This window comes from Pseudomonas sp. Eqa60 (assembly GCF_018326405.1).
Taxonomy (GTDB): Bacteria; Pseudomonadota; Gammaproteobacteria; order Pseudomonadales; family Pseudomonadaceae; genus Aquipseudomonas; species Aquipseudomonas protegens.
Window position 1 is genome coordinate 5,654,035 of the sequence record NZ_AP024342.1, and the last position, 26,095, is coordinate 5,680,129.

A 26,095-nucleotide genomic window follows, 5' to 3' on the forward strand; every position below is an offset into this window, starting at 1 on the left:
GATACGTGGGAATGATTCAGGCTGCGACGGAGCACCCAAAACAGGCGAGTTTAAGACGACTGCTTCCCGAAGGGAAGTTTTTGATCGCATCGTTAGGAATTTACATTGCGACTGCTGTAGTAGTCAGTTCGTGCCTTCTTTGCAGCCTCAGATAAATCCTTTACACCTAACTGTATAGAAATGATTCGGACCACCGACTCGAGAGAGAAGGAAGTCAGTTTTACAAGATGGCGCAGCTCTTTTTTTCGAAACTCACCCATCTCGTCTGGTTTCGACAAAGGTTTTCCTACCTCCATCGCCCCCCATGAGAACAATGTGCCAAATAGCGTGCCATGAGCTATTTCCGATGCATGTCGGTATATAAGCAGACCGAACGCCAAGCCACGTGTTGTGTTAGATCCAAATTTCGAATACACCGCTTCTAGTCGCTGTGAGACATTTTCGGGCGTCCAAGATGTCACCTCTCTTCCCGATTTCGAGGTGAACTCCTCAAGCCATTCCTTGTGCTTCGGACGCTGCATTAGTGCCTCGACGCCTTCAGCTTTGAATTCGAATATTTTTTCGCCCGAAATTTCAATGGCTCGGACCAAGCCTCGAAGCGCTTTCTGCTTTGCATGGGTATGCGCCCGCAATGAAAGTACTTGAGGGTCGGTTATAAGAAAGCAAGCATTAAGCGAGGTCTCGTAGACTACGCGCGCTATAACATACGCATCGCGCAACTTAAGCTGTTTAACAAGTACGCCCAAGGATGCAAGAGATTCATTGGCGGAGTCCAAGAAAGGGAATATCGCAGAAAGTTCTGGCGAGTCACATTGCTGAATCCGCGAAATCGCGTCTTCGAGAAGATGTTGCATGGTCTCGAACCAGCGCCATTCAGGCCAATTTTGAACCATCACATCGCGTTCTTCTTTCTTCATAAGTTTTGTAAAACATATAGAAAAATTGGGCTAGCTAGCTGTGTCAAAAGTGAGACGTCGGATGAATATATTTCCGCCCGCTTCACCGGAAGGTAGCATTTCGCTGGCACATCGTCGAGTGACTGCTCTTGGCCGAAAGCGGCCCGTTACGACTGCTGACTGATCGCTGGCAAAGCGGCCAAACTGATGATTACAGCCCGTAAATCGCATCAATTGGGCGGACTGGGAGTGGGGAATTACCTGGTCTCCTGCGCATGGATATGACCTCCTCCGTCCCGCTTTCGAGCATCGGAGCGTTACACCAGATGGCAGAGTTACACGACTAAATGTTTGTGTACGCAGCCGATGTAACATCATAAATAATCAATAAATACAGTTACTTAACAACCATCGTTACACCAGTTACATGAGTTACACCGCATTTTTGAGGGGTACATTGCCCCCACACCCCGTAAGCATCAATCCCACCAGCGAACGTCAGGTGTATCTCCCGCAGTGTGCCGGGGCCCCTGAGGTTTTCTTCGAGACACGGGGTCGGAAACCCGCCGGACCTTGTTAGCGGGAGAACTCCCAGCTTAGTGAACAGGTGAACCCGGTGAACTGCCTGTTCACCTGTGCATCTGCACTACGAAGCAATCGATCCAAGGTCACCATTACCGGTACGGTAAAGATGTCCTTTTTTCTTCAAGATCCTTTCAATTTCAACGTTGAAATTTCAGTAAGCTCCAGCATCTCCCGCTACCACAGTCCCGCGGGTTTCCGACCCCGTGTCCTTCAGATACTCCCAGGGTCCCCGGCGGCATTTCTGCGACTGATTGCTTTCTGCCATCCCCCAGCTAACCTCCAACCCTGCTGGTCAGCATGCTCAGCCAGCACAACAGACATAGTTAAAAATGTTGAGTCATTACCGATCCGACACACGGAAGCGAGGACTAGCAAATGCAATCATTTATCATGAACAGAAACGTTCAACCCAACGGCGACTATGAAGTGCACAACACGACGATTGGATGCAGTTTCATGCCGCAGCCGCAGAACCAGGTACCACTTGGAAGTCATCTCACCTGCATCGGTGCTGTAGACGCCGCTCGAGCGGTAAACCCAACTCTGCGAATCAATGGTTGCTACTACTGCTGCAACCCTTGTCACACCAGCTAGGTTGCTGGGAGTGCATGGCTGGCTACGGGTTGCTTATGCCTAAAACTACGATTGTGCGATCATAGGCCCAAGCAAGCTGTATCCCCGTGTGTATCCCTAACCATCTAATCCGGCTGTAGGCAACGGATTACATGGAAGACTCCAGTCTCCCTCGGGCACCAAACATGAAAAAGACCTTGAAATCCAAGGTCTTTTTTTTCGCCTGCAGAAAAGTGCCAGCACGACGCACACCTCCCGTTGCGGGCCTCTTTCCCGCCCTGCTCAGTCGTACAAGTCCTCCACGTAGTACTCGTAGTTGTCGGCATTCTCCACCGCGTCGCTCGGGCGGTTGGCTCCCAGGTTCTGCGATCCCGCCACGCCGTAGGCGCCGGGGATATCGGTGGTGTGGCCAATGGAATGGGTCAGTTCATGCACCACGGTACCGGCCTGGGTATCGAAACCCACGCGCGGCGGCAGGGCAAAGAATGCCGTGCAGAACCAGGCCTGCACGTCCCCGCGGGCGTTGACGTAGGTGGCGGCGATATCCCCGGGCGCGTCGCAAGGGTCATTCGGGTTGACCCGGCAATAGGCCGTCAGGGTGTTGCCACTGTTGAGCTTGAAACGCACCCCGTCGAGCACTGCACGCACCCGCTGGTAGCGATCCTGGCTGAAGGTACCGAACCAGGTCCGGTAGGCCAGGTCCTGATTGCGGCGAAAGGTCGCTTCATTGTTGTTGACCTGGTTGTAGGCATTGGTCGACCAGGTAGTAGCGACGGCCACAGCATTGCTCACCGCGGTACGGTCAGCCTGGGTGGCACAGGAGCCGTCAAACGCCACGTTGATGGCGAGCGCCGATTGCGCCAGCGCACCCAGGCCCAGTAGCAGCAACAGATTTTGCCAGCGACGCGCCAGAAGACGGCGGCTTGAATGAACAACGGTATCAGTATCCATATTCAGCATCCTTCCATGCAGGTTCCGAGGAATGTCGCTCCCCCTGCCAGGGGCGACACTCGCATTGGATTCCCGAGGCTCGCGGTGCATCAGCAGGAATTGCTTCCGTAGCCGGCGCCAGGGCCCCGCGCGCCTGATACAAGCATCTCTCGGGCACATCCTTGATGGAGGTCAAAGAGCCGACGTTTGAGGGCCATACACTTGTAAGTGAACATTTGAACGAGACGCACAGGCCCTCCTTATATGAGTGAAGAATCCACCCTCCGCACCCAGCCCAAAGCCTTGCCGGAAGCCAGCTCCGCCAGCCCTGCCAAGAGCACCCCGCGCAAACCCGCAACGCCGCGCCCGCGTCGCCCACGCACAGCGAGCAAGGCTGCACCGGTGAAAGCCGCCGAGGCCGAAATCAGCGCCATCAGCCAGAAGCCCATGGCCCTGCAGGTGGCCAGCGCGCCGCGCGGCTCCAACGAAGACAGCGTGTCCGCTGCGCTGCCGGGCAATTATCCGTACCGCAACCGCATGCGCCGCGCCGAGTACGAAAAGGCCAAGAACGAACTGCAGATCGAACTGCTCAAGGTGCAAAGCTGGGTCAAGGAAACCGGGCAGCGCATCGTGGTGCTGTTCGAAGGCCGTGACGCTGCTGGCAAGGGCGGCACCATCAAGCGCTTCATGGAACACCTCAACCCCCGCGGCGCGCGGATCGTGGCCCTGGAAAAGCCCTCGGAACAGGAAAAGGGCCAGTGGTACTTCCAGCGCTATATCCAGCACCTGCCCACCGCCGGGGAAATGGTCTTCTTCGACCGCTCCTGGTACAACCGCGCCGGGGTGGAACGGGTGATGGAGTTCTGCTCGCCCCTGCAATACCTGGAGTTCATGCGCCAGACCCCGGAGCTGGAGCGCATGCTGTGCAACAGCGGCATCCTGATGTTCAAGTTCTGGTTCTCGGTGAACCGCGAAGAACAGCTGCGCCGCTTCATCTCCCGTCGGGACGACCCGCTCAAGCACTGGAAGCTCTCGCCCATCGACATCAAGTCCCTGGACAAGTGGGACGAGTACACCGCCGCCAAACAGGCGATGTTCTTCCACACCGACACCGCCGATGCCCCTTGGACGGTGATCAAGTCCGATGACAAGAAGCGCGCGCGAATCAACTGTATCCGCCACTTCCTGCACGAGCTGGACTACCCGGGCAAGGACCTGAAAGTCGCCCACGCCCCGGACCCATTGCTGGTGGGCCGCGCCTCGCGGGTACTGGAAGAGGATGAAGGCACCCAGGCCCAGGCTGCGACAGATCCGCGAGCCACGCGCCTGGCCTTGTCGGCCTGAATTCCGGGCAAAAAAAACTGCGCGCAGACAGGCGGGTCTGTGCGCAGCAAAAGTCGAGCGGATCTATGAATCAGAGCACTGGATCAGCTCGAGGCCTCAGGCAGCCTCGGTCACCGGCGTCACCTTCTCCGGTGGTTTGATAGAGCCGATGTACACCGCAAAGATGGTCAGCAGCGCACCCGCGATCTGCAGCGCCGAGCTGGCCTTGCCGAGAAACGCCACATCGACGAAGTAGGTGATCACCGGCTCCAGCAGCAGGATCAGCCCCGCCAGGCCCAGGCTGATGGCACCGATGGAGCGGTTGACCAGCAACCAGCCCACGAATTGCACCATCACCCCATAGATGATCAGCATCACCAGGGTCTGCCCATCGACGATGGCCAGGCTTTCCCCCATGGCCAGGGCATACACCAGCAGCACCAGCGCGGCCCACAGGCTCAGGTTGAGCATCTGTGCGATCTTGTCGCCCCCACCGTCAGGCAACTGCGTGTTGACCTTGAGGAAATACACGCAAATGGCGTAGGCCAGGCCCGAGAGCACGCCATAGACCACACCCTTGATGCCCACTGCACTGGTCATTTCCGGCAGCAGCAACAGGTACAGGCCGATAAACGCCAGGGTGATGGAGATCAGGAAGTAGATCGACGGCTTCTCCTTGAGCAGGTACAGCCCCAGCAGGGTCATGAAGAACACCTGGCAGTTGGTCAGGATCGAGCCGATGCCCGGGCCGACGATGTAGATGCTCTGGTGCCAGAGCACCAGGTCGATGGCCAGGAACACCCCGGCCAGGGCCGTGTACAGCTGCGCCTTGGCGCTCTTGAGCAGCACCGGGATGCGCCGCACCTTGAGCAGCAGGAAGAACAGGATCGAGGCGAACAGCATGCGGTAGAACCCGGCCCCACCGGCGCCGATGTGGGCAAAGGCCACGGCCAGCGCCGACAGGCTGAGCATCAAGCCACCAATGGTCAGCTCGATGATGGCGCGGTTGGTATTAGTCGACATGCGCGACTCCATTAATGAAGACCAGAGGATCGACGTCCTGGTCCGGGTCACTTAACTTGCCCTGCTCCAGCACCTGTTGCATGGCGTCGAAAATGCTCGCCAGGCCGGCCTGCAGCGTTTCGCTGCTGATGGTCAGCGCCGGCATCAGCTTGAGTACCTGGTCCACCGGACCGCAGCGCTCGATGATCAGGCGGCGGGCGAAGCAGGCACGCATCACCGCGGCGGCCAGGGCCGGGTCGTGGAACTCGATGCCGTAGAACAGCCCGCGTCCGCGCACATCCTTGATATGCCCGGCGAAGCGTTCGGTCACCTCAGCCAGCCACTCCTTGAGCTGTGCTTCGTTGGCCTGGATGTGCTTGACCAGGCGGTCGTCGCTCCAGAACTCCTGCACGGTCTTGGTGGCGGCGACAAAGGCCAGGGTGTTGCCGCGGAAAGTGCCGTTGTCCTCGCCAGGGGACCATTGGTCCAGTTCCGGGCGATGCAGCAGCAGGGCGAACGGCAAGCCGTAGCCGCTGAGGGACTTGGACAGGCACACCATGTCCGGGGTGATGCCCGAGGGCTCGAAGCTGAAGAAGGTCCCGGTGCGGCCGCAGCCGGCCTGGATGTCGTCGACGATCAGCAGGATGCCGTGCTCGGCGGTCAGCTGGCGCAGGCGCTGCAGGAACTCTGCCGAAGCCACGTTGATCCCGCCTTCGCCCTGGATGGTTTCCAGGATCACCGCTGCCGGCAGGTCCATGCCGGAACTGTTGTCCTTGACCAGGCGCTCGAAGTAGGCGATGGAATCCAGGCCTTCCAGGTAACCGTCGAACGGCATGCGGAACACATAGGGATCCACCCCTGGCTGGCGGTTGTCACGGTTGCCGGTCAGCCCCAGGGAGGTGTTGGACATGCCGTGGAAGCCGTTGGTGAAGGCCACGATGTGCCGGCGCCCGGTGACCTTGCGCGCCAGTTTGACCGCCGACTCCACCACGCTGGTGCCGGTGGGCGAGGTGAACTGCATTTTGTAGGGCAGGGCCCGGGGCGCCAGGATGATCTTGCGGAAGTTGTAGATGAACTCCTGCTTGGCCCGGCTGTGCATGTCCAGGGCGGCCTGGATGCCGTCCCGTTGCAGGTAGTCGATCACCGCGGCCTTCACCGCCTTGGGGTTGTGGCCATAGTTCACGGACCCGGCGCAGCTCAGGAAGTCGATATAGGCCTGGCCTTTCAGGTCATACAGATGACTGCCCTGGGCCTGGTCGAAGACCACCGGAAAGCTGCGGCAGTAACTGCGCGCCGAAGACTCCACATCCGCAAATACGCCCAACTCATCCATTTCTGAAATATCCATTGCTGCCTGCTCACATAAAGGGGTCGAGGTTCAGGATTCGATGCAGCGGCTCAAGCGATCTTTTCTGCAGCCTGGGCCAGGCCCAGTTGCTGGTTCAGCGAGTTGAAAATGTCCCGCGAGCGCAGCGACAGCAGGCTGAAGGAGCCGGCATCGCCATAGCCGTGGGAGGATTCGCACAGACCATTGAGGTACAACGCGGGCAGATGGCTGCCCTTGGCTGCGGCCAGGCTGTAGTCGCGCCCGATGCGGATCACGCCCTGAGCGTCGCTCTCCAGGTGTTCGGCCAGGTCCTTGAGGATCGCCGGGTAGCGTTCTTCCTGGGGGCCGGTGCCGAGGTTGCGAAAACCCGTGGCCAGGACGATCGCGTCCAGCCCGCCCAGCTCCTCGGTGGCGTGGGTGCTGCTGTTGCGCAGCGACAGGCTGTAGCCCTCGCCGTCCGGCGTGCAGCCCTGGATCTCGCTGAGCCCCTTGATGATCACGCGCTCGCGGCCCTGCAGCTTGTCCTCATACATGCCCACGTAGAGTTCCTTGATTACGTCGGCATCGGCAGCGGAATAGTTGGTGTAGTGCAGGTGGCGGTTGATGTTCTTCTTCGCCTCGGCGGAGCTGTTGTAGTACTGGTCGACGAAGGACGGGAAGTACACGTGCTCGCTGAACTGGCTGGTGTCCTTGAGGCGGAAGCCGTAGCCGCGCTGCACGCTGACGATTTCCAGGTTCGGGTAGGTGTGGCGCAGGTGCAGGATGATTTCGATGGCGCTCTGGCTGCCGCCGACCACCGCCACGCGCTTGAGCTCACCCTTCTGCGCCAGGCTGGCCAGGCGCCCCAGGTACTGGGTCAGGTGGAACACCCGGTCCGCCGCGGCGTTGGCGAACACCTGCGGAATCACCGGGGTGCGGCCCGGGGCCAGGACCACGGAGCGCGCCTGGTACTGCACGCCGGCCTGGGTGGTGATGGTGTAGAGGTTGCTGGCCGGGTCGACCTGGATCTGGCTCACGCTCTGGTTGTAGGCCACGTCCCGGGCGAAAAAGCCGGCAACCCAGCGTACGTACTCGGCGAACTCGCTGCGCAGGGGGAACTCCAGGCCCAGGTTCAGGTGTTCGAACAGGCGGTCGTTCTCGAACAGGAAGTTGGTGAAGGTGTAGCGGCTGCGCGGGTTGCGCGGCGTTACCAGGTCACGGCTCGGGTGGTTCTGGATATCGCTGCCGGAGAGCATCATCTCCGGCTGCCATTGAGTGCTCGCGTGACGCTCGAGAAACAGCCGGGTGCCGGCAAATTCCATCTCTTCCATGGCGATGGCCAGGGCGATGTTCGCCGGGCCAAAACCGATGCCGATCACGTCGTAAACTTGCCCTTCACGGCCAACATCCTTGGCAGTCACTTTATGAACACTCATAAATTCCCCTTCCTGCAACAAAAGTCAGACTCGAAAAAGCAGAAAAAACACCAGGGTCTTTTCTGCCTTCCGTCAAATAGCCATTAATTTTTAGTTAGCGTTATTCGTTATAACTAGTTCGGCTTTTTCAAACTTCTTCCGCAGCCAACTTCAGCCACTTTTGTACTGGCGGGTAGGCCAGAACTTGTTCGACATAAGCCTGAAGTTGTGCCGGCACCGCCACGCCATAACGACGGAAGCGGAACACCACCGGTACGAACATGGCATCGACGATGCCGAAGTCGCCGCACAGGAACTGCTTGGAGCCGCTGGCGTGGCGCAGGTTGGTCCAGATGTCGAAGATCCGCTGGATCTCTTCCTGGGTGTCGGCGGTCAGCGGCTCGGGGGTATCGCCGGTGTTCAGGCCGAAGGACATCTGGGTACGCAGGTTGACGAACCCGGAGTGCATTTCCGCCGCGGCAGCGCGGGCCTGGGCCTTGACCAGCGGGTCCTGGGGCCACAGGTTGGCCGCCGGATAGGCACCGGCAACGTACTCGCAGATGGCCAGGCTGTCGTTGATCACCACCTTGTCCAGCAGCAGTGCCGGCACCTTGCCCGAGGGCGAATAGCGCAGGATCTGCTGGCGGGTGTCATCCTGTTCCAGCTTGACCTGAAGGGTCTCGAAGGAGACGTCTGCCGTTACAAGAACCAGCCATGCACGAAATGACCATGAAGACTTTTTGTAATCCCCAATAACTAGTTTTGTAGGCATCACTTCCCCTAGCTCGCGTTGTGAAATGGGTGCTAAATTTAGCGGCCCTCTTTTCCAACGTATTGCACAAAACTGGACAAACTCATGGATGAGCACCAACCCGGCAAAGTCTTTAGGCCAGACAAGGATTTCGTGCAGTTTTGGCGAATACCAGAAGGCGACTGTGAGTTGTTATCGGCGCGTTACAGCACTCAGTCTTTTGGCAGGCATTCACATGATCGGTATGCAGTAGGCGTTATAAGCAGCGGGGTGGAAAAACTCTTCTATAGAGGCAGCTACTACTTGGGCAGCGCCGGCAGCGTGGTCACCATCACCCCGGGGGAAATTCATGACGGCCTCCCCGGGCATGACCAGGGCTGGATGTACCGCATGCTTTACCTCGACCCGGGCTGGGTCAACCGGGTGATTTTCCAGGGCCGCTTCGGCGCCGAGCACATCCATCTGTTCCAGAATGCCCTGAACCTGGACCCCAGCTTTGCCCTGACCTTCCTCCAGCAACACCAGATCATCGAAAATTCCCCACCCAGCCTGGAGCGCGAATCCATCCTCCTGGACCTGGTGACCCAACTCTTCGAACGCAGCGGCGCCCCCATTGCCGCCATCGCCAGCGCCGAGCGCAGCGCCGTCAAGTTCATCAAGAAGAAGCTCGAAGACGAATACGCCCGGCACATTCCCCTGGAAGAACTGGCGCAACTGGTGGACATGGACCCGCTGTACCTGATCCGCGTGTTCAAGAAGACCGTCGGCGTCTCGCCCCACAGCTACCAGATCCAGAAGCGCGTGGCCCAGGTGCAGAACCTGCTGCGCACCGGCGCCAGCCTGGCGGAAGCCTCGTTCAGCTGCGGCTTCTTCGATCAGAGCCACATGACCCGCGCCTTCAAGAAGGTGGTGGGCATTACCCCCGGCAGTTTCCGTAACAGCCGCGCCTGAAGCGCGCGGCCTTCTTTCCCTGTCACTCCCGTTTGTTCAAGGACCCGCAACATGCCCGCAATCCCGACCCCGGAACTCACTCAGCTGCCTGCCGGCGCCGTCGCCTACCCCGACGCCCGGGAGCTGTTCGTCGCCGACCAGCAGGAACTGGCCGAACATCTGCTGCCGCTGCTGTCCATCGACGCCAGCCAGATCAACCCCGAATGGTCCGGACGCCTGCACCTGCTGAGCCCCATCGAACCCGATGAAGGCCTGGTGGGCGAACTCACCCAGGACGAAGGTTTTGGCAGCGAGCTGCTGAAGACCAACTGGATCGGCTTCAAGATCGAGAACGGCCGCTATCGCCTGTGCGGCGATCCGCGCTACTTCTTCCTGCACCCGGGCAACGCCCAACTGCCCGAATCGCGGCGCAACCAGCGGGCCCAGCTGCAACGCCATTACGCTCAGGAGCACGCGGCTTACCAGACGGCGCGCCAGCGTTACCAGGAGCTGGGCTATCTGACCTGGCCGGAAGATGACGAGCAGCGCCTGACGTTTATCAATGAAATGGGCGGCGTGGCCGAGGGTTACGGCAACTGGGTGGAAACCGTGGAATTCCCCATGGATATCGTTGAAGCCACGGACGACAGCGGCGACATCGACGTCTGGCCCCTGAGCCCCGCGGGCCGGCGCTTCCAGCACGTGCTCGGGGTTCCGGCCTACCACTACGGCATCAGCGGCGCCGACCTGATCGTGATGTTCTATGAGCCGGTGGAGGGCCTGGTGCTGTTCTGCTTCGACTGGTCCTGATATGACCCGGTAGCCGCCTCAGGCCGTGATCGGTTGGGCGGCGTTGCCTCTGCAACGCCGTCCTGCAGAAGCTCGCCAAATCCTGCAGGGTTTTGTTGGCCGGAGCCCTGACTACACCGGCAATTCCACCCGCGCTTCCAGCCCACCCCCCTCACGATTGAGCAGCCGCAACTCGCCACCATGCTCGCGGACAATCGCCCTTGCAGCCGACAAGCCCAGGCCCACGCCGCCGGTGCTCTTGTTGCGCGATGACTCCAGCCGGAAGAACGGTGCAAACACCTGCTCCAGCGCCTCGGCGGGAATCCCCGGGCCACGATCCAGCACCCGCACGCGCAATTGATGCGCATCGTGTTCCAGCACAATGGCCGGCTCGCCCCCGTACTTGATCGCGTTGTCCAGCAGGTTGGTCATCACCCGTTTCAGTCCCAGGGGCCGACCGCAATACACCAGGCGCGGCGGGCCGCTGAAAACGATCGGAATCGACTGGTCGCGATAGTCGTCCACCAGGGTCTGCAACAGCTCGGCCAGATCGAAATGGGTGGCCTGTTCCAGCCGCGCATCGTCGCGAAAGAACTCCAGGGCCGAATTGATCATGGCCTGCATCTCGTCCACATCGCGGAACAGGCGCTGCTGCTGGTCGGCATCCTCGATGAACTCACCGCGCAGGCGCATGCGGGTCAAGGGTGTGCGCAGGTCATGGGAAATGGCCGCGAGCATCTGGGTGCGGTCCTTGATGAAGTGCTGCAACTGCGCCTGCATGGCGTTGAAGGCCAGGATTGCCTGGCGGATCTCGTGGGGCCCCACCGGATCGATGGGCGGCGCGCGAAAGTCCACGGCAAAGCGCCGGGCGCCCTGGGCGAACTGCTGCAGCGGCTTGGCCAGCCGGCGAGTGGCGATCAAGGCCACCAGGCCGGTGGAAATCAGCACCAGGGCAATTACGATCAGGTTGCGCGTGCCCTCCTCCAGCCCCCAACTGCGTGACGCCGAAGAAAACATCAGCCAGCTTTGGTCGCTCAACTGCACCAGCAGCGCGTAGCGACCTTGGTCGCTTCGCCAGTCGCTGGGCTGATAGGCCTCGATATGCCGCTGCGGTGGGCCGAGCAAGGCGCGAAATGCCTCGGAGCCGTCGCGGTATTCGGAGTCTTCCAGCAGCGGCAGATCCAGGCCCTGCCGTGTCGCCTGCCAGACAATGCTCAGGTGATCGGTGCTGACCGAAGCCGCCAACCGCGAGCGCTGGCCCGGCTCCGAGGCCTCGACCATGCGCACGATGGCCGCGGACTTCTCCAGCAACCCGGTTTCCGCCAGTGGCGGATAAGCCCAGACCCCGGCCAACTGCACGAACAGTGCATTGAACGCCAGGGCCGTGAGCATGGCCATGATGATGGTCAGGGCGATCCAGCGCGCCACGGTGTCGCGCAGGCGATAACGCCACAAGGGCTTGATCAGCTTCACTGGCGGGTCACGCTGGGGGTGAACAGATAGCCGCCGTTGCGTACCGTGCGAATCATCGCCGGGCGCTTGGTGTCGAACTCCAGCTTGCGCCGCAGGCGGCTGACCTGGACATCGATGCTGCGATCGAAGGCGTCATGGGCCTGGCCCCGGGCCAGGTCCAGCAACTGCTCGCGGGTGAGGATGCGTTGCGGGTGCTCGACAAACACCAGCAGCAGGTCGAACTCCCCCGCCGACAGCGGAATCATCACCTGGTCCGGCGAGCGCAGTTCGCGGCGAGTCAGGTCCAGCTGCCAGTCGGCGAACTTGATCAGCGGCCGCGGCACGTCCGCGCTCATCGGCCGGTTCTCCCCGGCCCGGCGCAGCACCGCCCGCACACGGGCCAGCAGTTCGCGGGCATCGAAGGGCTTGCTCAGGTAATCGTCGGCGCCCATCTCCAGGCCCACCACCCGGTCGCTCAACTCGCCCATGGCGGTGAGCATGATCACCGGCGTGGCGTGCTGCTGGCGCAAGCGCTGGCACAGGGTCAGGCCGTTGTCGCCGGGGAGCATCAGGTCGAGGATGATCAGGTCCGGCACCTCCCGCTCCAGAGCCGCCCACAGCGAAGCGCCATCGGTGGCCACCACCACCTGGTAGCCCTGTTGGACAAAAAATTTCTTCAGCAGAGCGAGGACTTCAATGTCGTCGTCCACGATCAAAAGACGGCTCACCAGCAGGCATCACTCAAGGTCGGAAAGAGCCGTTATCTAAAACCATTCGGCGCGGCCCGTCATATATTTCAACGTGGTAACAAACCTTCAGCCACGCAATAAAGCAGACATCTTTGCGCAAGGTTCACCTGCCAGCATCGGCTTCCCCTTGCTGGAGAACCCTGACCATGCGCCTGCTCAAACCCGCCTCGGCCCCAGCCCCTCTTGCCGCAAAGGAGCTGCCCGTGCCCACCTGCGAACAACACGCCCTGATGCTGCTGCAACGCGTGACCAAGCTCGACAACGCCAGCCTGCATTGCCGCGAAGTCAGCCTGCGCATGTCTGAAGACCAGAATCACCTGGTGCTGACCCGCTACAGCGAGCACTACAGCCCCGAGGGCATGGAGTGGGTGGAGCGCAAGCATCGGGTGTCGGTGACCGACCTGCTGCGCTGGGTGATCGAGCAGGGCCAGCCGCAGAGCATTGAACGCGGAGAAGAACACAAGGCCTCGGCCTGAGACCTGTAGGGGCGAGCTTGCTCGTGACGATCGCGCGCAAGCCCGCCCCTACAGAACTCCGCTAACTGATCTGACTGGCCGTGGCCACAGAGGCGCCCCTAAGCCTCTTCGGCAGACGCCTGTCTGCCCTCCTCCCCACGGACACCAACCTCTCGACACGCCAACGCACTCACCGCCAGACACCCCGCCGCCAGCGAATACACCCACACCGTGGACGCCACCGGCAGCAGCAAGCCGGCGATCAAGGGCCCGACCCCGGCGCCGATATCCCGCCACACCGCATTGGCCGCCAGGGCCCGCACCCTTCCCGTACCCGGATGCCGTTGCGCCACCACCGTGACCACCAGCGGCAATTGCATGGCCCGCAACACCAGCACCAGGGCGCCGCCGACAATCAGCCAATGGCAACCAAAGCCCACCAGGGCCACAGAGGTCAGCAGGGAGAAGACGATCAACATCCGCGTCGCGCCCCAGCGTTGTGCCGCGAGGCCGCCCAAAGGGCTGAGGAGCATTTCCGAGACGTAGCGCAGGGCCAGAAGCCCGCCCGCCACCAGCACCGCGTTGCCCGCCTTCAGCTGTTCGGCCTGCAGCGACAGGCCAATGATGAACAGGCCGTCCAGCACCAGGCCTTCGATAAAGGACCAAACCGCCACGCTGTCGGGACGCCGGAAGCGGCGGCTGGAACTGGCCAGTGGATGGGGCTTGCTCGGCAGGCCGAAGGCCAGGAGCAGGGCGACCAGCGACGTCAGGGCCATAAGAAGGAAGATCACTCGCGGGCCATATTCGACGCTGACCAGCGCGCCCAGGGGCAAGGCCAGCATCGGCCCGGTGGCGATCAGCGCCCGGGAGCGGCCGGTGCGGCGGGCGGCGCCCGTGGGCTCGGCGGTGGCCATAACCTGGGTTGAAAGGTTGAGGGCCGCGTAGGTCAGGCCCCAGCCCAGGCGCAACAGCAGCAGCCACCAAAAGCCGGACAAGGTGGCGTAACCCAGGGCACAGAGGGCGGCGGTGGCGGCGGCCAATACGCAAACCGGGCGATCACCGCGCCGGGCGTAGAAGCGCATCACATGGCTGTAGCCGAAGATCCGCACCAGGCGGTTGGCTGCCAGCAACAGGCCGGCTTCGGCCAGGGTCACGCCGAAGGCCTCGTGCTGCATGGGCAGCAACAGGTAGAGCAAGGTGTCGCCGGGCAGGCACAGGCCGAGGATCGAGGCGGCGCGGGCGGAAGCCTTATCGGTGGTGCGGGCGTGGGTATCGGGCATGGCAGGCAAACCGGCAGGTCATGAACGGCGTTCAGCGTGACCTTCTGTTGCGACACTGACAAACGCTTTAATTGCGCCATACATGTGACTAAATTAGACACATGATCACTGACCTGCCGCCCCTGAACGCCGTCCGCGCCTTTGCCGCCGCTGCTCGCCACGAGAGTTTCAGCCGCGCCGCCGAAGAACTGCATGTGAGCCACAGCGCGGTGAGCCGCCATATCAAGTTGCTGGAAGAGCACCTGGGAGTGCTGCTGTTCGAGCGGCGCATTCGCCAGTCGGTGCTGACCCCCGCCGGGCAAGCCTTCTATGAACAGGTCAGCGTGGCCCTGACCCAGATCGCCAATGCCGCCGCCTCCCTGCGCCGCGGCGCGGCCCTGCGCAAGGTCATCATCAATGTGCGGCCGTCCTTCGCGGTGCGCTGGCTGATTCCGCGCTTGCCGCAGTTCATGGCGCTGTACCCGCAGATCCAGCCGGAGGTGGTGACCAGCACCCTGCTCCCCGATCCGGCCAAGGAAACCTTCGATCTGGTGATTCGCCGCGGGCGCTCGGGCTGGGCAACCACGCTGCAACCCCAACGCCTGCTGGAAGACGAAATCCTGGTGGTGGCAGCGCCGTCGCTGTTGCACAGCACAGCACTGAACAGCCCCGATGATCTGCCGCGACATACCTTGCTGGTCAGCCGCACCCGCGCCAGCGACTGGCAGAAGTGGCTGGAGCACTGCGGCCTGAAACCGCTGCGTACCTCGCCAACCTTGCATTTCGACCATATGCACTTCGTGCTCCAGGCCTGCGTCGACGGGCTGGGCCTGGCGCTGTGCCCGGCCTCGTTGCTGGCCAAGGACCTGGCCAGCGGCCGCCTGATCTGCCCCTTGCCGGAACTGCTTCAGCCCCTGACCCGCTATTACTACGCGCTGGCCAGCGATGCGGCCCCCGAAGCCCAGGTGTTTATCGACTGGATGCTGGCGCAAATTCGCCAGGACGCCATGGATCATCAGGTACAACAGCTTGCGGGCAATGCGGGCCAACGCCCATAAATAATCGGATACAAAAGCCTTGCTCCAGCCCGCGCAACCGACGTTTCTTCGACATCGGCTGCGCTACCATTTCGCCCCCTTTGCAACCGCTAGAGATCCCACAGCAGATGCTCCCGACCACGCCCCCCACTGCCCTGCCTCCTGTTCTCGCCGGCCCGTTGCTGCGCCGCCTGGAGCCGACGCGGCTGGTGCTGTGGCTGGTGGGTTCCAGGGCGTTGGCGCTGACCCTGCGCCTGCAGCCCGCTGGCAGCACGACCCTGGATCTGGCCCTCGACCCGCAGCAATGCCAGGTCATTCCCGTCGGTCGCCATGCCTTCATCCATCTGATCGATGTGGCACTGGACGATGCCCTGCCCCTGGACGTGACGATCGCCTATGACCTGCTGATCAACGATGCCGAGGACAGCGCCCGGGCCATTGCCGATTGGGCGCCGCACCTGCTGTATGGCGATGCCGGGTCCCCTGAGTTCGTGCTCCACAGCCGCATCGACAACCTGCTCCACGGCTCCTGCCGCAAGCCCCATCACCCGTCCGCTGACGGCTTGCTCTGCGTCGACCGCCTGCTGGCGCAACACCCCGAGCCTGCACAACGCCCGGCCTTGCTGATGATGAGCGGCGATCAGGTGTACGCCGACGATGTGGCCGGGCCCATGCTGCGGGCCGTCCACGCCCTGATCGAGCGCCTCGGGCTGTTCGATGAAGAGTTGGACGGTGCCGTGGTGGCCGACAGTCAGGCGCTGTACCGCCATGGCGCCAGCTACTACCAGCGGGCCGAATTGCTCCCGGCGCTGAAGAGCAATGAAACCCTGCGCGAGCGGTTTTTCGGCGGGGTGAAAAAACCGATCTTCACCAGCAGCAATGCTGACAACCATCTGGTGACGTTCGCCGAGGTGCTGGCCATGTACCTGCTGGTTTGGTCACCGCTGCCCTGGACCCTGATCACGCCGCAGCCGCCACGACTGACGCCGGAACAGCAAACGCGCTACACCCGGGAACAGCAACGCATCGACGATTTTGTCCAGGGCCTGAAGGGTGCCGCGCGGGTCTTTGCCCACCTGTCGTGCCTGATGATCTTCGACGACCACGACATCACCGACGACTGGAACCTCAGTGCCCAATGGGAAGAAACCGCCTACGGCCATCCCTTCTCCAAGCGCATCATCGGCAACGCGCTGCTGGCTTACATGCTGTGCCAGGGCTGGGGCAACAACCCGGATGCCTTCGCCCAACTGCTGGAACACACCCGGGCCTTGAGCGCCACGGCACAAACTCCGGAACGCATGCTGGAATGCCAGGCCCAAAACGACCTGATCGACCAGTTGCTGGGTTTCCAGCAGTGGCAATACGTATTGCCCAGCACCCCGGCCCTGGTGGTGCTGGACACCCGCACCCGGCGCTGGCGCAGCGAGTCCAACCTGGGCCAGCCTTCCGGCCTGCTGGACTGGGAAGCCCTGAGCGAACTGCAACATGAACTGCTGGATCACCCCTCGGCGATCATCGTTTCACCGGCGCCGATCTTCGGCGTCAAGCTGATCGAAACGGTGCAGAAGGTCTTCAGTTGGTGCGGCTACCCGCTGCTGGTGGACGCGGAGAACTGGATGGCCCATCGCGGTTCCGCCCAGGTGATCCTGAACATCTTCCGCCACTCGCGAACCCCGGGCAGCTACGTGATTCTCTCGGGGGATGTGCATTACTCCTTCGTCTACGAAGTGCTGATCCGCCACCGCCAGGGCGGCCCGCGGATCTGGCAGATCACCAGCAGCGGCATCAAGAACGAATTCCCCGCCGCCCTGCTGGAATGGTTCGACCGCCTCAACCGTTGGCTCTACTCGCCGCGCTCGCCGTTGAACTGGTTCACCAAGCGCCGGCGGATGAAGGTGATGCCCCATGTGCCCGAGCATGCCGAGGCCGGGGAGCGGCTGTGGAACTCGTCGGGGATCGGCCAGGTGTTTTTCAATGAGCAGGGGCAGCCCGTGGCGATCTATCAGCACAATGCCAATGGCGCGGCGCCGACACGGATGATTGCGCCGAGATAGAATCCGCTGTCGCCGGCCACCAGGAAGGACCCGCCCGATGGAAAAACAACCGTTGTATCGCAAGGTCAACACCCGGACCCGGGGCGTGGGGCACAAGAACTCACCGTCCTACGCCAAACAGCGCCACAGCAAGGCCCTCCTGGCCAGGGAACAGCAACGCGGCAGCATGCACTCCGACAAGCGCCTGGGGCTGGATTACACCCCATTGTTCCGTTTTCTGCTCAGCCGGGTCGGCCAGCCGTGGGATGGGGTGTTCAGCGAAGCGAAAGGCCGGCTGGATCGGGAGGAACCGATTTTCTGGTTGGTGGCCCTGCATGAGCACGAACAACAGGATTATGTGGGGCTCAGCGGCTGCGCCTATTTCAGCGGTCTGTACGTCGATACCCAGGGCCTGCTGCAGAAGGTCAATCCCCAGCTGAGCGCAGCCACCATGAGCCCCAATTGCCCTTGCTGCACTCACACCTTGAACGGGGTTCCCTTCGGCCAACCCTATCGTCGCTGGTGAGCCCGTCGCAGCGCGTCGCATCCGGCGCACAGATTGCCTCAGATCGATTGCCAAAGCCCCAGGAAGGAGCGCTCCGTGTCATCAGCAATCACCCCGGAACAGCTGGACGACATTCGCTACGTACTGTCGGACGCCTTTGTCGATAACGAGGTGGACTACGCCTACATCGCCCGCGAGACCCAAGCCTATGACCGGGCCGAGGTGGAGCGCATTCTCTACGAAGAGGTGGCGCCGGTGTGCTACGTCAACCTGATGGCGGTGATCCCGGAAATCTGGATGGGCTTCGCCCGCGAGCCTTTGCTGGAGGAGATCGAGGCAAGCCTGGCGCTAAGGCGCAACAGCCGCTGGCAGGCGTTTCGCGTGCGCTTGTTCATCCGTTGGATCCGCTTTCGCGGGGCCTATATCTGGGAGGAAATCTGCAGGCACTACGCCCCATAGGTTCGTACGCTATCGCGCGTCGGCGCGGCAGAAATCGGTGGGCCGCAGAACCACCAGGTCCGGCAATGCCTCGCCACGCTCATCGATCTTGCGCAGCCTCGCGGTGCACATCTGGTCCTGGAGAAATTCCATCTGATAGGTCGCGCCGGCTTCGGGAACGAAGGTCACGCTTTGCTCGCAGACGGCACGGTAGTCCTTATCCATCCCCGGTTCCGTGTTGTAGAACATGAAGGCGAACGGACGATTGGCCGGGATCTTCAGCTCGTTGGCGCCAAAGCCCTCCTGGCGCCGCATGCGGTCGGTGGCGGCGGTCATGGGAATGCCCAGGTTGCGGAAGTTGGGATGGGCGATGCCGCGATGGGGCCGAACCATCAGCCCCGACGCAGGCTTGCTCCAGTCGATGCAATCGCTGTAGGGCACACCCCGCACCAGCCCTTGGGCGACGATGCGGATCAGTGCGGTGTCACCGGCATCGGCCGGCACCCGGTAGCTGACGGTGGTCGCTTTGAGCGCGGAAACAAAGGCACAACCGCTGAGCCCCAGAGACAGGCTCAGCAACAGGATCGAGCGAAGCCGCATGATTCATCCTTGAAGGACCGACAGCGAAGGCTGACGCAAAGGATGGCAATCTTACCTCGGCGCCAGGGCGCGTCGGCAGATTTTTCTGCGGGGCCTGTAGCCGCAGCCAAAGGCGGCGACTACAGGGTCAAGCCCTCAGTAACGGGCGTCCGCTGGGCGGCCACCGTTGGGCCAGTCCTTGACCTTGTCCGGGAAGTCCGGGCGCGGTTGGTGAGAGAAATACTCGGCCACGTCCAACGCCTCCTGATCCGAAAGACCGCCCTGGCCCAAGGGGAATTTCTCGTGGAAGCCAATCGGCATGTTGCGTTTGACGAACGCCGCAGCGGTGTAGGTGCGGGCCATGCCAGCGCCGATGTTGAAGGATTGATCGCCCCACAGCGGCGGGAAGATCAGGCTGCCGTCGGCACGCTTCAGGCCTTCGCCGTCGGCGCCGTGGCACACCGCGCATTGCTTGGCGTACACCTGCTTGCCATTGTCGGCATTGGGCTTGAGGGCCGGGTCGATCTTGCCCACACCGCGGCCGGCCACCTTGTCTTCTGGGCGGGTGTTCATTTTCATCCACTCGAAGTAAGCCACCATGGCTTGCATGTCGGCGCCGTTCACCGGCAGCGGCTTGCCGTGCATGGAGCGGCGGAAGCAGCCGTTGATGCGCTCTTCCAGGGTGATGGTCTTGCCCGCCCGCGGCGCGTAGCCGGGGAAGAACGCCGAGACGCCGACAAAGGGTGAACCGTCGGCCACGGTGCCGGCGTTGAGGTGGCAACTGGTGCAGTTCAGCGAGTTGCCGACGTTGTCCGGCAGCAGGGCCTTGGTTTCCAGATGCAGGCGCATGCCACGCACCACTTGCTCGGCATTCGGCGCCGCCAGCAGGTTGGCCAGGCGCGGGGTTTCGAACAGGGTGCTTTCCACTTGCGGGCTCAGTTGCGCCCGCATCTTCTTCACTTGCTCGGCGCTGATGGCGGAGCCGTTGTTGCCCCAGCTGCTGCGGACAAAACTGAGGATCTCGGCGATCTCGCCATCGGCCAGCTGGGCAAAGCCGGGCATGGTGTAAACCCGTGGATGGGCCGCGGTCTGGGCGGTCTTCCAGCCGGTCAGGGTGATGTGCAGCAAGGAGGTCGGGTTGGCCGAAGCGACGCTGGGGTTGCCGGCAAGGGACGGGAACATCTGCGGCACACCAGCGCCGTCCTGACGGTGGCAGTCGGAACAGAATTGCGCGTAGCCCAGGCCGCCACGGGAGGTGAACAGGTCGTTCGGCGGGGCCGCCGGGGTCAGGGCCACCGATGGCATGGGCAAGTCGTCCTTGCCGGCCGGCAGGGACTTGAGATACGCGGCGATCGCCGTCAGGTCGGCGTCGGTGAAGTGCTGGGTGCTGTGGTGGATCACGTCGGCCATGTTGCCGGATACCGTGGCAAAGCGGTTCTGCCCGGTCTTGAGCAACTGCACCGTGTCCTCCACGGTCCACAGGTTGCGCAGGCTCAGGGCTCGCCACTCTTCCACCGTCTCGCCGGCCAGGTAGTGCTGGCCGCCGGATTCGCTGTCGCTCATGGCCTTCTCCTGGAAGGCGATGCCCCGCGGGGTATGGCAGGAACCGCAGTGGCCCAGGCCCTGGACCAGGTAGGCGCCGCGATTGAGCTGTTCGTCCTTGGCCGGGTCAGGCTTGAAGGGCTGCTTGTCGACGAACACCAGGTTCCAGAACCACAGGCCCCAGCGCTGGTTGAAGGGGAACCCCATGTCGGCTTCCAGGTTGCCCTGGGCTACGGGTTCCACCCCGTGCATCAGGTAGGCGTAGAGGGCGCGCATGTCCTCTTCGGTCATCTTGGCGTAGGACGGATAGGGCATGGCCGGGTACAAATGACTGCCGTCAGGGGTTACGCCTTCGCGCATGGCGCGGTCGAATGCTTCGAAGCTGTAACTGCCGATACCGGTGTCTTTATCCGGGGTGATGTTGCTGGAGTAGATGGTGCCCATGGGCGTCTTCAGCTCCAGGCCACCGGCCATGGTGGCCCCGCCCTTGGCGGTGTGGCAGGCAATGCAGTCGCCGAGCTGGGCCACGTACTGGCCACGCTGGATCAGTTCGGAATCTGGGGTCGAGGCCGCCGCTGCCGGGGTCGGCTCGCTGGCATGCAGTAGGGGTACGCAGAGCAACGCAGCGCCCAGAAGGCACAGGCGTGACAGAGAAAAAGCCATCAGGTTATTCCTTTAAAATCCGCCTGGGGTGGTCCCCTCGGCCGATATCCACAAAGGTTTTTATTGGTTATCCCGGCCTTCACGGTACAGGCCCGGGGCTCGATACCTTGTGGGTCCGAGCCTGATGCCCTTGTAGCGGATTTTTCTGAAAACCCTGTTGATATGGATCATGGCCCTATAGGCAATGTCCTGTATGGCCGACTCTGCGACACTTTTACCGGGTGGTTTCCACCCCTAGGCCGGCGGCCTGCCAATCGACGAAACCGTCGTCCAGGCGCCGCACCCTGAAACCCTTGGCGCGAAGCAAGGCCGCGGCATTGTGTGACAGCACGCAGTAGGGCCCGCGGCAGTAAGCCACCAACTCCTGGCCCGCGGGCAACTCGGCCAGACGCTGCTCCAACTCTTCCACCGGGATATTGATTGCCCCCGGCAAATGCCCAAGGGCGAACTCCTGCGGCGAGCGCACGTCCAGCAGGGTCATGCCGCCCTCCTGCAGGCGTTGGCGCAGCTCTTCCCGGGAGATGCCCTCCAGGCGCCCCGGCTGCTGCTCGCTGTCGGCCAGCAGCTCACGGATCTGCCCGTGGTTGTAATCGACGTATTGGCGCAAGCCCCCCAGAAGTGCGGCCAACGGCCCCTGGCTGAGGCTGTAGAGCACCCGCTTGCCGTCGCGCCGGGTCTGCACGAAACCGCCCCGGCGCAGCTGTTGCAAATGTTGCGAGGTGTTGGCCACCGAGAGTCCCGAGGCTTCCACCAGGCGCTCCACCGGCTGCTCGCCACGAGCAATGTGCTCCAGCAGGATCAGGCGATGGTGATGGCCGAGAATACGTGCCAGCTCGGCCATGTCCGCCAGAGGCTGTTGAGGGGAAATCGAATCGGTCATTGACAGCTCCTGCTGCTTTATTGATCATTCAATTACTTAATTGAATGAAACATTATCACACCCATAGCCGAGGCTGAAGTGCAGCCATCCATACCCAGGAGTCTTTATGCATGAGTTCATGGCGTTGATTTTACCGGCACTGCTGATCGGTGTCGGCGCTACCTTGGTCCTTGATTTGTGGACGCTGTTTCTGGCGCGAGTGTTGAACATTCCTGGCCCCAACTGGGCCATGGTCGGACGCTGGATCGGGCATTTTCCTCGTGGCCAGTTCCTGCACCAGAGCATTGCCCAAGCCGCCACGGTTCCGGGGGAACGGGCCCTGGGCTGGCTGGCCCACTACCTGATCGGCGTCCTGTTTGCCGCCCTGTTGCTGCTGGCCTGCGGCCTGGAGTGGGCGCGGCAACCGACCCTGGCACCGGCCCTGATCATCGGCGTATTGACGGTGGCTGCGCCGTTCCTGCTGATGCAACCGGGCATGGGCGCCGGGATCGCGGCGAGCAAGATGCCCAAGCCGAATGTGGCCCGGCTGCGCAGCCTGATGGCGCATTCGGTGTTCGGGCTGGGCTTGTACATGGCCGGGATGTTCTGGGCGTGGGTGTTGGGGCAGACTGCGTGACCTCAGCCCAGAGGCCGAGCATGCCCAGAGAGATCGATCGATGAAGCCACCTGTATGCGACCTGTGCCACAACGATTTTTCCTCGGAGATGTGCCATGCCGGAACTGGCGGCGGCATGGTGCAGTTCGCCGATTATCGCCCGCTGGGCCAAGGGTGCGCGGGGCACCCTCATGGCTACGAGTGGTTCTGCGATGAACATCTGGCCAGTGCCCGGGCCCTGGCTTCGCTGAGCTATAGCGATGCCAGGGCAGTGCTGACCCGGCAGTATGCTCCGCTTGCGGACTACCCGCCCCTCGCCTCCAGTGATCCAGCACTCTGGATCACCGAGGTGGGCCCCAACCCCGCGAAGATCTTCGCGCTGATCAGGCAAGCCATGGGCGTAAGCCCCAACGTGGCCAGAAACTTGCTGACCAGCGTCCCCTTCAAGGTGATCCAGGCCTGGCCGCAACAGTTCAGTGTCTGGCAGGAGTCCCTGATTCAAGCCGGCGCCCAGGTTGAAGTACGCTATCCCTCGTCCAAGTCCGCCTGGGCCGAGCAAGCCGACGCAGATAACGACTGATCCTGCTCGCGCATCCAGTCTGCACTCGCAGGGGCTTTCACATACCCGCTGAACCCAGTTTGCTCCACACAAGCAATATCCGTAGGTCTAGCCGTGTCCGCCGCCGAGGCTGGCGTCTACGCTGGGTTCTGATGGACTGGCAGGCGCCCTGGCGGTACCTGCGCTGGAAGATCCCGGGCACTTGTGCCGGTGAAAGGAATCAGAGCCATTTGTAACCTGATCATCGCCCGGCTTGTTTTCATGCCCCCTGCGGAAGCCCTTGCCCATGCTCGAACACCTCGACCTCAACGCGCTGATCGCCGCCTACGGCTACTGGGTGATCTTCATCGGCTGCCTGCTGGAAGGCGAAACCGTGTTGATTCTCGGCGGCATGGCGGCGCATCAGGGTAGCCTGCAATGGCCGCAAGTGATCGGCTGGGCCACCCTGGGGGGCATCCTCGGCGATCAGTTGCTGTTCTGGACCGGGCGCTATGGCGGGGCGCGCCTGCTGCCCAAGCTCAAGCGCCATCAGGCGGCCATCGAACGGGTCCAGGGCCTGATCCAGCGTTACCCCTCGACTTCGGTGTTCGCCGTGCGCTTTCTCTACGGCATGCGCCTGGTGGGCCCGATGGTGATCGGCGCCAGTGGCCTGGCACCCTGGCGTTTCGCCCTGCTCAATGTGCTGGGGGCTGCGGTATGGGCCATCTTGTTCGTCAGCGCCGGTTACTGGGCCGGCGAAGCCTTGCAGCATTTTCTTGGCGACCTGAAACCCTATCGCCTGCCGATCTTCCTCGGGGTGATAGCGCTGGTGGTCCTTGCGGCACTGGTGCGGCATTTGCGTAATAGGCACAAGGCCCAGCAGCACTGAGACAAGGGCTTTGGCACATCGGGAATTTTCATACTGACCCGGCGACTTTATTTCGTTTGTCCAGGCCCCCCGGCCCCGGCTTAGATAACGGCTTGTTTCCGGCACCCAGAGCCCGCATCCATGAGCCACGAGAACATCAGCCGTTCGATCTCCACCGTCCACCCGATCCGCCTCAGCCACGGACGCAACGCCGAGGTCTGGGACGTCGATGGCAAGCGCTACATCGACTTTGTCGGCGGTATCGGTGTGCTCAACCTCGGGCACTGCCACCCACGCATAGTCTCAGCCATCCAGCAGCAGGCCACCCGGCTCACCCACTACGCCTTCAATGCCGCGCCTCACGGGCCCTACATCGAGTTCATGCAGCGCCTGGCGAACTTCATCCCGGTGAGTTACCCGGTCAGCGGCATGCTCACCAACAGCGGCGCCGAGGCCGCGGAAAACGCCCTGAAGATCGTGCGCGGAGCTACCGGGCGCAGCGCGGTGATCGCCTTTGACGGAGGCTTCCATGGGCGCACCCTGGCCACCCTCAACCTCAACGGCAAGGTGGCGCCCTACAAGCAGAAGGTCGGTGTACTACCCGGGCCTGTGTACCACCTGCCCTACCCCAGCGCCGACAACGGCGTCACCTGCGCCGAAGCGCTGAAGGCCATGCAGCGCCTGTTCAGTGTGGAAATCGATGTCGAGGAAGTGGCCTGCTTCATCCTCGAACCGGTGCAGGGCGAAGGCGGCTTCCTGGCCCTGGACGCCACGTTCGCCCGGGCCTTGCGCAGCTTCTGCGATGAACATGGCATTTTGCTGATCGCCGACGAGATCCAGTCCGGCTTCGGCCGCACCGGGCAGCGTTTTGCCTTCTCCCGCCTGAACATCGAGCCGGACCTGATCCTGCTGGGCAAGAGCATTGGCGGCGGGGTTCCACTGGGCGCCGTGGTGGGTCGCAAAGCATTGCTGGACGTGCTGCCCAAGGGCGGCCTGGGGGGCACCTACTCGGGCAACCCGATTGCCTGCGCGGCGGCGCTCGCGACCCTGGATGAAATGACCGACGAGCACCTGCAGGCCTGGGGCGGGCGCCAGGAGCGGGCGATCGTGCAGCGCTATGAGCATTGGAAAAGCAGTGGGCTCTGCCCCTTCCTGGGCCGTCTGACGGGGGTGGGAGCCATGCGCGGCATCGAGTTGGTCAATGCCCGGGGCGAACCGGCGCCAGAGCAACTGAGCACGCTGCTAGGCAGCGCCCGGGATGCGGGCCTGCTGCTGATGCCCAGCGGCAAGTCGCGGCACATCATTCGCCTGCTGGCGCCCTTGACCACCGAGCCTGAAATCTTCGAGGAGGGCCTGGATATTCTCCAGGAATGCCTGGCGCGCCTGTGATTCCCGGCGCGCCTCAGGGCGAGGCTAGAACAGGTAGCCCATGTAGGTGGCAATGCCGCCACCGGCCTGTGGTCCGACGTTCATGCCAGCCATGACCACTGCGCCCTTGGCCGAACGCAGCAGCTGCTCGTTGACCTTGATCGAAGCCATCATGGTCGCCGGGTTGCTTCCCAAAACGACGGCCAGGGCCAGTAGCTTGGGGTCCAGGCCGAACAGCAGGGCCGTGGCCGAACCGCCCACCACCAGTCCACCACCGACCTCGGTATAGAAGCAAGGCCCGGTGATGTCGTCCTCGGTCAGGTCCCGGCTGCGAAGGGCATCGCTGACAAAGACCTTGCCGGTGCTGGGAAAAGCCTCCGCCGCACCGGCACCACTGACGCTCTTGCCCTTGACCTGGATATTGACCTTGCCGAAACGCGGCAGGCGCCCACCAAAGCCGGCGCCCACCCCCAGGCCGCCGTAGCGATAGCTGACGTCCTTGCCCTGAGGCGAACGCAGGGTGATCGAACCACCACCGCCGGCCACGAGGGCTACGGTCAGGCCGCCGCCGCTGGCGGTCTGGTACAGCCATTTACTTTCGTTGACCGGAATCGGAATGCTGAGGTTCATG

Annotated in this window: 25 protein-coding genes; 12 read left to right on the plus strand and 13 right to left on the minus strand. The window is 62.4% G+C overall.

Annotated elements, in window-relative coordinates; genetic code table 11:
- Positions 1 to 92: 92 nt before the first annotated feature.
- Positions 93 to 917 carry a DUF5677 domain-containing protein gene (locus tag KI242_RS25495; RefSeq protein ID WP_212805650.1) on the minus strand — a complete coding sequence of 275 codons (825 nt, stop codon included), beginning with the start codon at positions 915 to 917 and terminating at the stop codon, positions 93 to 95.
- Positions 918 to 2,336: 1,419 nt separating this feature from the next.
- Entirely contained in the window at positions 2,337 to 3,005 is a 669-nt protein-coding gene (locus KI242_RS25500; protein WP_212805651.1) for a M35 family metallo-endopeptidase, read from the minus strand.
- 426 nt (positions 3,006 to 3,431) lie between these two features.
- On the opposite strand from KI242_RS25500, the gene ppk2 reads away from it, so the two are divergent.
- Positions 3,432 to 4,328, plus strand: coding sequence for a polyphosphate kinase 2 (ppk2, locus tag KI242_RS25505; RefSeq protein WP_161466650.1), 897 nt, complete (start codon positions 3,432 to 3,434; stop codon positions 4,326 to 4,328).
- A gap of 96 nt (positions 4,329 to 4,424) precedes the next feature.
- Here the strand turns inward: ppk2 and KI242_RS25510 are convergent, their stop codons facing one another.
- From KI242_RS25510 to KI242_RS25525, 4 genes are all read right to left on the minus strand, one after another.
- A complete protein-coding gene (locus KI242_RS25510) occupies positions 4,425 to 5,330 on the minus strand; it encodes a DMT family transporter (protein ID WP_011063237.1) in 906 nt (301 codons plus the stop codon).
- The gene (gene ectB / locus KI242_RS25515) at positions 5,320 to 6,642 is read right to left on the minus strand and encodes a diaminobutyrate--2-oxoglutarate transaminase (protein ID WP_019094259.1); all 1,323 of its coding nucleotides are present in this window, start codon (positions 6,640 to 6,642) and stop codon (positions 5,320 to 5,322) included. Before ectB ends, KI242_RS25510 begins: the two co-directional genes overlap by 11 nt.
- A gap of 65 nt (positions 6,643 to 6,707) precedes the next feature.
- Positions 6,708 to 8,051: a SidA/IucD/PvdA family monooxygenase gene (locus KI242_RS25520; RefSeq protein ID WP_019094258.1), complete on the minus strand. Its 1,344-nt coding sequence runs from the start codon at positions 8,049 to 8,051 to the stop codon at positions 6,708 to 6,710.
- A 127-nt stretch (positions 8,052 to 8,178) separates the two neighbouring features.
- Positions 8,179 to 8,802, minus strand: coding sequence for a glutathione S-transferase family protein (locus tag KI242_RS25525; RefSeq protein WP_011063240.1), 624 nt, complete (start codon positions 8,800 to 8,802; stop codon positions 8,179 to 8,181).
- Between the two features lie 84 nt (positions 8,803 to 8,886).
- On the opposite strand from KI242_RS25525, the gene KI242_RS25530 reads away from it, so the two are divergent.
- Positions 8,887 to 9,732, plus strand: a complete 846-nt coding sequence (locus KI242_RS25530) for an AraC family transcriptional regulator (RefSeq protein WP_011063241.1) — start codon at positions 8,887 to 8,889, stop codon at positions 9,730 to 9,732.
- A gap of 51 nt (positions 9,733 to 9,783) precedes the next feature.
- A complete protein-coding gene (locus KI242_RS25535; protein WP_212805652.1) occupies positions 9,784 to 10,521 on the plus strand; it encodes a hypothetical protein in 738 nt (245 codons plus the stop codon).
- Between the two features lie 111 nt (positions 10,522 to 10,632).
- Here the strand turns inward: KI242_RS25535 and KI242_RS25540 are convergent, their stop codons facing one another.
- Entirely contained in the window at positions 10,633 to 11,973 is a 1,341-nt protein-coding gene (locus KI242_RS25540) for an ATP-binding protein (RefSeq protein ID WP_244868155.1), read from the minus strand.
- Complete coding sequence (locus tag KI242_RS25545) at positions 11,970 to 12,680, minus strand: response regulator (RefSeq protein ID WP_183000050.1); 711 nt, start codon at positions 12,678 to 12,680, stop codon at positions 11,970 to 11,972. Before KI242_RS25545 ends, KI242_RS25540 begins: the two co-directional genes overlap by 4 nt.
- A gap of 167 nt (positions 12,681 to 12,847) precedes the next feature.
- On the opposite strand from KI242_RS25545, the gene KI242_RS25550 reads away from it, so the two are divergent.
- The gene (locus KI242_RS25550; RefSeq protein WP_015636890.1) at positions 12,848 to 13,177 is read left to right on the plus strand and encodes a hypothetical protein; all 330 of its coding nucleotides are present in this window, start codon (positions 12,848 to 12,850) and stop codon (positions 13,175 to 13,177) included.
- Positions 13,178 to 13,275: 98 nt separating this feature from the next.
- Here the strand turns inward: KI242_RS25550 and KI242_RS25555 are convergent, their stop codons facing one another.
- Positions 13,276 to 14,436: an MFS transporter gene (locus tag KI242_RS25555; protein ID WP_212805653.1), complete on the minus strand. Its 1,161-nt coding sequence runs from the start codon at positions 14,434 to 14,436 to the stop codon at positions 13,276 to 13,278.
- Between the two features lie 101 nt (positions 14,437 to 14,537).
- On the opposite strand from KI242_RS25555, the gene gcvA reads away from it, so the two are divergent.
- The 4 genes from gcvA to KI242_RS25575 all read left to right on the plus strand — a co-directional run bounded on the left by gcvA (position 14,538) and on the right by KI242_RS25575 (position 18,452).
- Positions 14,538 to 15,473 carry a transcriptional regulator GcvA gene (gene gcvA / locus KI242_RS25560; RefSeq protein ID WP_123472931.1) on the plus strand — a complete coding sequence of 312 codons (936 nt, stop codon included), beginning with the start codon at positions 14,538 to 14,540 and terminating at the stop codon, positions 15,471 to 15,473.
- 107 nt (positions 15,474 to 15,580) lie between these two features.
- The gene (locus KI242_RS25565) at positions 15,581 to 17,509 is read left to right on the plus strand and encodes an alkaline phosphatase D family protein (protein WP_212805654.1); all 1,929 of its coding nucleotides are present in this window, start codon (positions 15,581 to 15,583) and stop codon (positions 17,507 to 17,509) included.
- 37 nt (positions 17,510 to 17,546) lie between these two features.
- Positions 17,547 to 18,014, plus strand: coding sequence for a hypothetical protein (locus tag KI242_RS25570; protein WP_015636894.1), 468 nt, complete (start codon positions 17,547 to 17,549; stop codon positions 18,012 to 18,014).
- 75 nt (positions 18,015 to 18,089) lie between these two features.
- Entirely contained in the window at positions 18,090 to 18,452 is a 363-nt protein-coding gene (locus KI242_RS25575; RefSeq protein WP_015636895.1) for a hypothetical protein, read from the plus strand.
- Between the two features lie 9 nt (positions 18,453 to 18,461).
- Here KI242_RS25575 and KI242_RS25580 read toward each other — a convergent pair whose 3' ends face one another.
- From KI242_RS25580 to KI242_RS25590, 3 genes are all read right to left on the minus strand, one after another.
- Positions 18,462 to 19,031, minus strand: a complete 570-nt coding sequence (locus KI242_RS25580) for a hypothetical protein (protein WP_015636896.1) — start codon at positions 19,029 to 19,031, stop codon at positions 18,462 to 18,464.
- A 135-nt stretch (positions 19,032 to 19,166) separates the two neighbouring features.
- Entirely contained in the window at positions 19,167 to 21,215 is a 2,049-nt protein-coding gene (locus tag KI242_RS25585) for a c-type cytochrome (RefSeq protein ID WP_015636897.1), read from the minus strand.
- Positions 21,216 to 21,429: 214 nt separating this feature from the next.
- The gene (locus KI242_RS25590; protein ID WP_015636898.1) at positions 21,430 to 22,095 is read right to left on the minus strand and encodes a metalloregulator ArsR/SmtB family transcription factor; all 666 of its coding nucleotides are present in this window, start codon (positions 22,093 to 22,095) and stop codon (positions 21,430 to 21,432) included.
- Positions 22,096 to 22,201: 106 nt separating this feature from the next.
- On the opposite strand from KI242_RS25590, the gene KI242_RS25595 reads away from it, so the two are divergent.
- From KI242_RS25595 to KI242_RS25610, 4 genes are all read left to right on the plus strand, one after another.
- Complete coding sequence (locus tag KI242_RS25595; protein WP_019094249.1) at positions 22,202 to 22,711, plus strand: DUF2938 domain-containing protein; 510 nt, start codon at positions 22,202 to 22,204, stop codon at positions 22,709 to 22,711.
- A gap of 40 nt (positions 22,712 to 22,751) precedes the next feature.
- On the plus strand, positions 22,752 to 23,270 hold the full coding sequence (locus tag KI242_RS25600; protein ID WP_053153667.1) for a hypothetical protein: 519 nt from the start codon (positions 22,752 to 22,754) through the stop codon (positions 23,268 to 23,270).
- 265 nt (positions 23,271 to 23,535) lie between these two features.
- Positions 23,536 to 24,117, plus strand: a complete 582-nt coding sequence (locus KI242_RS25605; RefSeq protein WP_011063258.1) for a DedA family protein — start codon at positions 23,536 to 23,538, stop codon at positions 24,115 to 24,117.
- 120 nt (positions 24,118 to 24,237) lie between these two features.
- The gene (locus tag KI242_RS25610) at positions 24,238 to 25,485 is read left to right on the plus strand and encodes an aspartate aminotransferase family protein (RefSeq protein ID WP_123431385.1); all 1,248 of its coding nucleotides are present in this window, start codon (positions 24,238 to 24,240) and stop codon (positions 25,483 to 25,485) included.
- Positions 25,486 to 25,509: 24 nt separating this feature from the next.
- On the opposite strand, the gene KI242_RS25615 is transcribed toward KI242_RS25610, so the two are convergent.
- Positions 25,510 to 26,094, minus strand: a complete 585-nt coding sequence (locus tag KI242_RS25615; protein ID WP_015636901.1) for a hypothetical protein — start codon at positions 26,092 to 26,094, stop codon at positions 25,510 to 25,512.
- Position 26,095: the final 1 nt, after the last annotated feature.